The 5,524-nt window shown below is 61.6% G+C and carries 8 protein-coding genes; 6 read left to right on the plus strand and 2 right to left on the minus strand.

The annotated features are described in order from the left end of the window. Positions 1-315, plus strand: a 315-nt coding sequence (gene ssb, locus ACXJKO_RS29315; RefSeq protein ID WP_457094553.1) for a single-stranded DNA-binding protein, incomplete at its 5' end; no start/stop codon positions are given. A 216-nt stretch (positions 316-531) separates the two neighbouring features. Then, positions 532-747, plus strand: coding sequence for a hypothetical protein (locus tag ACXJKO_RS29320; RefSeq protein ID WP_457094554.1), 216 nt, complete (start codon positions 532-534; stop codon positions 745-747). Between the two features lie 71 nt (positions 748-818). Here ACXJKO_RS29320 and ACXJKO_RS29325 read toward each other — a convergent pair whose 3' ends face one another. Continuing rightward, positions 819-1,838 (minus strand): calcium-binding protein, encoded by a 1,020-nt coding sequence (locus ACXJKO_RS29325; protein ID WP_457094555.1) that lies wholly within the window; start codon positions 1,836-1,838, stop codon positions 819-821. Between the two features lie 177 nt (positions 1,839-2,015). On the opposite strand from ACXJKO_RS29325, the gene ACXJKO_RS29330 reads away from it, so the two are divergent. From ACXJKO_RS29330 to ACXJKO_RS29340, 3 genes are all read left to right on the plus strand, one after another. Further along, on the plus strand, positions 2,016-3,128 hold the full coding sequence (locus ACXJKO_RS29330) for a M20 family metallopeptidase (protein WP_457094556.1): 1,113 nt from the start codon (positions 2,016-2,018) through the stop codon (positions 3,126-3,128). Positions 3,129-3,232: 104 nt separating this feature from the next. After that, the gene (locus ACXJKO_RS29335) at positions 3,233-3,595 is read left to right on the plus strand and encodes a GNAT family N-acetyltransferase (RefSeq protein WP_457094557.1); all 363 of its coding nucleotides are present in this window, start codon (positions 3,233-3,235) and stop codon (positions 3,593-3,595) included. After that, the gene (locus ACXJKO_RS29340; RefSeq protein ID WP_457094558.1) at positions 3,588-4,091 is read left to right on the plus strand and encodes an RNA pyrophosphohydrolase; all 504 of its coding nucleotides are present in this window, start codon (positions 3,588-3,590) and stop codon (positions 4,089-4,091) included. The genes ACXJKO_RS29335 and ACXJKO_RS29340 overlap by 8 nt, the downstream gene beginning before the upstream one ends. Here ACXJKO_RS29340 and ACXJKO_RS29345 read toward each other — a convergent pair. Then, positions 4,088-4,711, minus strand: a complete 624-nt coding sequence (locus ACXJKO_RS29345) for a MarC family protein (RefSeq protein WP_457094559.1) — start codon at positions 4,709-4,711, stop codon at positions 4,088-4,090. The genes ACXJKO_RS29340 and ACXJKO_RS29345 overlap by 4 nt on opposite strands. 162 nt (positions 4,712-4,873) lie before the next feature. Between ACXJKO_RS29345 and ACXJKO_RS29350 the strand changes: the two genes are divergently transcribed. Then, positions 4,874-5,524, plus strand: a 651-nt coding sequence (locus tag ACXJKO_RS29350; protein ID WP_457094560.1) for a hypothetical protein, incomplete at its 3' end; no start/stop codon positions are given.

Genomic DNA, 5,524 nt, shown 5'->3' on the forward strand with positions numbered 1-5,524 from the left:
CAGTATCTCAAGAAGGGCTCGAAGGTGTATATCGAGGGCCAGCTCCAGACCCGCAAATGGACGGACCAGCAGGGCGTGGAGAAGTACTCGACCGAGGTCGTGCTGCAGCGCTTCCGCGGCGACCTGACGATTCTCGATGGCCGCTCGGGCGGCGGCGCTTCGTCGGAATACGGCGAGGAGGAAGGCGGCGGGCAGATCAGCCGCGGCGGCGATTTCGGCCGCTCATCCCCCATGGAAAAACGGCCCGCTCCCTCGTCCGGCGGCGGTGGCGGCGGATCGCGCTACAACGACATGGATGACGATATCCCGTTCTAGGCCCCGGTTTTATCAACCGATTTTTAAAGCCTTTGGCGGCGCGGATGACCTGATCCGCGCCGTAGTCTTTGCTGGCATCCCAAACGCCCGGACATCTGCGGCTGCATTACGGAACCGTAATCTGCGCGCAATGCATCCGGCATCCGGCCAAGCCTAGGATGTACTTTGTTTCAAGCTGAATCTTTTTGCCTTTTCGATACCAAAGCGAGGACCTGCATGACATCGGATTACGAGAGCGTCGGACAAAAGCGAGCCTTGGTTTCCCCTTTGGATCTGGAGCAGATCAAGCACGCGGTGAACGAGCTGCGCGCCTCAAGCCCCAAAAGCGCCCTTGCCGATCTTGTTGATGAAAAAATTCGGAAGATCGAGAACGGTTATCCCGCTTTACGGCAGGGGCTTCCGCAGGCCTGGAGCCGACGTATCGCCAGCTGAAGGCGGGGCAAGACGCCAGCGTCGCAAACGATTGAAAGCAAAAGGCCCGGGAGTTTCCCGGGCCTTTTTCGTTAGAGGATGAAGTCCGCCGCCGTGAGGCTTGCCTTCGAGATGCCCTCCAGCCTGATATAGTGGCTGGAGCCTGCCAAGAAGATGAACGTGAAGCCGGTGCGCTGACTGAACTCGATCGCGCCGAAACTGGGAATGTGCCACGCGCTCAAGTCGATCACATCGACACCGGGTTGGAAGTCTAGGATCGAGTCCTTGCCGGATGCAATGTCAAAGGCAAACACATCCCGGCCTCCGCCACCAACCAGCGTATCATTGCCTCTACCGCCGTGGAGATAGTCGTTGCCGATGCCGCTATTGGCAGAGTCACCGAACAACCGATCATTGCCGTCTCCACCATAGAGGATGTCGTTACCATAGGTAACGCCTCCACTGGCGTATTGGGAATCTCCATRGATGGTGTCATTCCCGGAGCCGCCATCGAGAAAATCATGCCCGGCCTTGCTCGCATCACTCATGACGACAGCATCGCCAAAAAGCGTGTCGTTTTCGCTACCGCCATAGATGTTGTCATTCCCGCCGACGGCTGACACATACATGGCGAAAGCATCGCCATAAATCGTATCGTTGCCGCTGTCGCCGTAGAGCTTGTCGATGCCGCCAAACGCGAAATCCGTCATGATTTCGGCGTCACCATGGATGGTGTCGCTGTTGGAACCGCCGTAAACGCGGTCATGTCCGCCAAAGGTGTAAGCACTCATCTGACGGGCGTCGCCGAAGAGGTTGTCGCTGCCCTGATCACCCCAGATCCTGTCCGATGCGCCGCGCGCGTAGGTCTTCATGGTGAAAGCATCGCCATAGATGCTGTCATTGCCGGTACCGCCCCGGATGACATCGGAGCCGCCACGGGCGTAGCCGCCCAGGTTCCCCGCATCGCCGTGCAGAATATCGGATCCGTCTTGCCCATAAATGTTATCGCCGCCAGCTACGCGCGGCGACGCAATCTGCTTCGCATCCCCATAAATGCGGTCGGCAGTAGCTGTGCCCAGAAGCACATCTCTTTTAATTGAACCGATTGTCACTGCCATTTCCCCTTAAAACCTTTCCTTCTTATGCTCAGAAATATCGTCTAATATATCGTTAAGTTTAAGGTGTCGCTGCGTCATGTGCGCCTGCTCAAGACCATAAGGTATCTCGATTGCCTTGATGTTTGCCCAAAGAGCCCTTACCCAGCCTGCGAAACCAAAAACAGCGACGCCATGACCCTCGAATCCCTCGATACCCTTTGCACCTGGATCCGCACGGAAAGCCCCACCCACGATGTGGCGGGCGTGAACCTGATGATGGATCTCGTCGTCTCGCAGATGCAGGATGCGCCAGTCGCGATCGAGCGCATCCCCGGCGAGCAGGGCTTGGGCGATGTGCTGGTCCTGCGCGCCGGYCCACAGACGGACGAGCCTGCCATCCTCATCATGTCGCATCTCGACACGGTGCATCCGGTGGGCACGATCCAGCATGATCTGCCGCTGCGGATCGAGGGGGACCGCATCTACGGTCCCGGCGTTTACGATATGAAGGCCAGCGCCTGGCTCAGTCTCGAAGCGTTCAAGGATGTTGCCCGCAAGGGAACGGCGGCGCGGCCGCTCATCTATCTAGTGACGCCCGACGAGGAGATCGGCTCGCCGATGACGCGGCCGATCATCGAGGATCTCGCCCGCCGCTCGGCCTACGTTCTCGTGACGGAGCCGAGCCGCGATGGCGGCCAGATCGTGACTGCGCGTAAGGGCGTCGGGCGCTTCGATGTGCATGTGGAGGGCCGCCCGGCTCACGCGGGGTCGCGCCATGCGGAAGGGCGCAACGCCGTCTATGAAGCCGCGCGCCAGATCCTCGCCATCGAGGCCATGACCGATTACACGCGCGGCATCACCACCACGGTCGGCATGGTGGCCGGCGGCACGGCGGTGAATACGATCCCGCAGCATTGCAGCTTCCCAGTCGATCTGCGCGTGGAAACCGTTGCGGACGGCGAGGCGCTGACGAATGCGATCCTCGGACTCAAAGCCCACAACCCCGACTTCAAGCTCACCGTCACCGGCGGCATGAACCGTCCGCCTTACGAGCGGACGGAAGGCACGTCGAGGCTGTTCGACCATGCCAAGTCCGTTGCGGCCGAAATCGGCTTCGAACTCATCTCCGCGCCGCGCGTCGGCGGCGGTTCCGACGGCAATTTTACGGCAGCGTTGGGCGTACCCACGCTCGACGGCCTCGGCATCGATGGCAACGGGGCGCATACTCTGCAGGAATACGGCGTGATCTCCACCATCGCACCGCGCCGGGAGCTGATGAAGCGCCTGATGGAGACGCTGCGCTGAGCGCATTCGCCATTGCCGACCTGCGTGAGAAGCCGCATTTCGCAGCAGCCGTTGCGGACCGCGTCTGGCGCGCGTTCTGGAAGGATGATGGGCATCCGCTGGAATTGCTCACGGGATTGGTCGGCGGGAGTTTCGGGGCCGGTCCCATTCCGACCGTGCTCGTCGCGCATGATGGCGAGCAATTCCTGGGCACCGTCTCGCTCATCGCCTGCGACGAGGAGGCAAGGCCGCAATACACGCCGTGGATCGCAGCCCTCTGGGTCGAGCCCGAGCATCGCCGTCGCGGGATCGGCGCGGCTTTGGTGGACAAGGCGGCCAATCTTGCCTTCGCCATCGGTACGCAGCGCGTCCATCTCCTGACGCGCGAACGGCGGCGTTCATTCTATGAAGGGATGGGCTGGCTGGTGCTCGAAGCGGATGCGCCGGAAGCGGGTCTTTTCATCCTGAAGAAGGATCGTCATGAGTGAGCTTCCGTATCGCCCAAATGTGGGCATCGCTCTCTTCAWCCGGCAGGGCCATGTGCTGATTGCCAAGCGCTTCGCGGATTCCGGCCCTGAGATCGTCACGCCGGGCCTCGAATGGCAGATGCCGCAGGGCGGCATGGACGAGGGCGAAGACCTGACCGCCTGCGCCCGTAGGGAGTTGTGGGAAGAGACCGGTGTTACGAGCGCTGAATATCTCGGGCAGACGGCGGAGTGGATGTCGTACGATTTTCCACCCTATAGCGGACCTCCACATCGGCTGACGGTATTTCGGGGGCAAAGGCAGAAATGGGTGGCTTTCCGCTTTTTCGGCGAAGAGAGCGAGATCGAGGTAACGGTTGCCCGCAACGGTGCCGCAGCCGAATTCAGCGAATGGCGATGGGAAGCGCTTGATCGCGTGTCAGGTTTGGTGATCGGTTTCAGACGCCCGGTCTACGAGCAAGTCGTGCGGGAATTCCGCCTCTTCGCGGAGCCGGTTTAAGAGAGCGCCTTAATCCCATCGATGATGAACTGCACCGCAAGACCCGCGAGGATCACGCCGAGCAGGCGCGTGAGCACCACGTTGCCGGTAACGCCGAGCCAGCGGGCCACGCGCTCGGCGGCAGAAAAGACGATGAAGCAGCTGATGACGCCGAGCGCGATCAGGATGAGCAGCGAACTGAGATAAACGAGGTTTCCGTCCGCGCGTCCGGCCAGCAGGATGACCGCCGTAATGGCGCCCGGGCCTGCCATCAGCGGAATCGCGAGTGGGAAGGCGGCGACGTTGCGGATGTGATCCTCGGTGATCGCGACTTCCGCTGTGTGCTGTTTGCGCTCGTTGCGGCGCTCGAACACCATCTCGAATGCGATCCAGAACAGCAGCAGGCCGCCGGAGATGCGGAAGGCCGGGATGCCGACGCCGAGAAGCCGCAGCAGCACTTCTCCACCGAGGCCGAAGAAGGCCAGGATGCCGAAGGCGATCAGGCAGGCCCGCATCGAAACCCGCCGCCGCTCATCCTTGGTCATGCCCCGGGTCAGCGACACGAAGATCGGCGCGAGAGCGACCGGATCGAGGGTCACGAGCAGGGTGACGAGGGCTGCGGAGATGAAGTCGAAGAGCATCGGCTGGACCTTACCTTGAGACCATTTTTCGGCGAAGTGGACCCGGTTTACCGTCAAAAAATGCGGTCCAGAAAAGAAGAGAGATGATTCCACGCACGTGGCAACAGCTCTTACCTTGCTTTATGACCGTCTTCGTGGATCTTGGCGAGGGGGAGAGAAACGATGTTCACGGTTTTGGATCGGATCAGCTGGCCGGGATCACCCGACAAGGCGAACGAGGACATCTGCGGAGCTTCTCAGGACTGGGCCTGGATTATCGATACCTCGATCTTTCCCGGCACCGAGCCCGTCATGCATCCCAAGAGCGACGCGGCCTGGCTTGCGGCTTTCGTGGATGAGCGCCTGTCGAACCTCGCGCCCCATGCGGAGGACGGCGTTGCCCTGATCCGGCACGTGATGGAGGAGGCCCGCACCGCCTATCGCGCCAAGGCTCCTCAAGAGCGGCACGAGGATTTCGTTTCCTGGCCGCTCGGCGCCATAACCCTTGTGCGGCGTAAGGGCAACGTACTGGATGCCTGGACCTTCGGCGACACCACGGCCTTCGTGCGCCGTCCCGATGGCGAAGTCCAGACGCTGGGCGAAGCGCCGGGCCTGCGCGATTTCGAATCCGCCAAGGCCGCCGAGCTGATGCAGCAATCGGGCTCCCGCCCCACTGCCATCCTCGACGAGCCCGTCTTCCTCGCCTGGCTCGGAGAGCGCCGCGAGCGGCAACGCAAGAGCGGCACCCCGGCGGCCCTCCTCAGCGTCAACCCAGATGCCGCCGACCGCCTGAGACACGAGAGCGCGCCATGCGAGGACGGCACAATCACCCTC

The organism is Microvirga sp. P5_D2 (assembly GCF_054049475.1).

Coding starts and splice junctions, on each gene's coding strand:
- ACXJKO_RS29345 (WP_457094559.1), bottom strand. CDS start 4,711: ATGCTCTTCGACTTCATCTCCGCAGCCCTCGTCACCCTGCTCGTGACC.
- ACXJKO_RS29320 (WP_457094554.1), top strand. CDS start 532: ATGACATCGGATTACGAGAGCGTCGGACAAAAGCGAGCCTTGGTTTCC.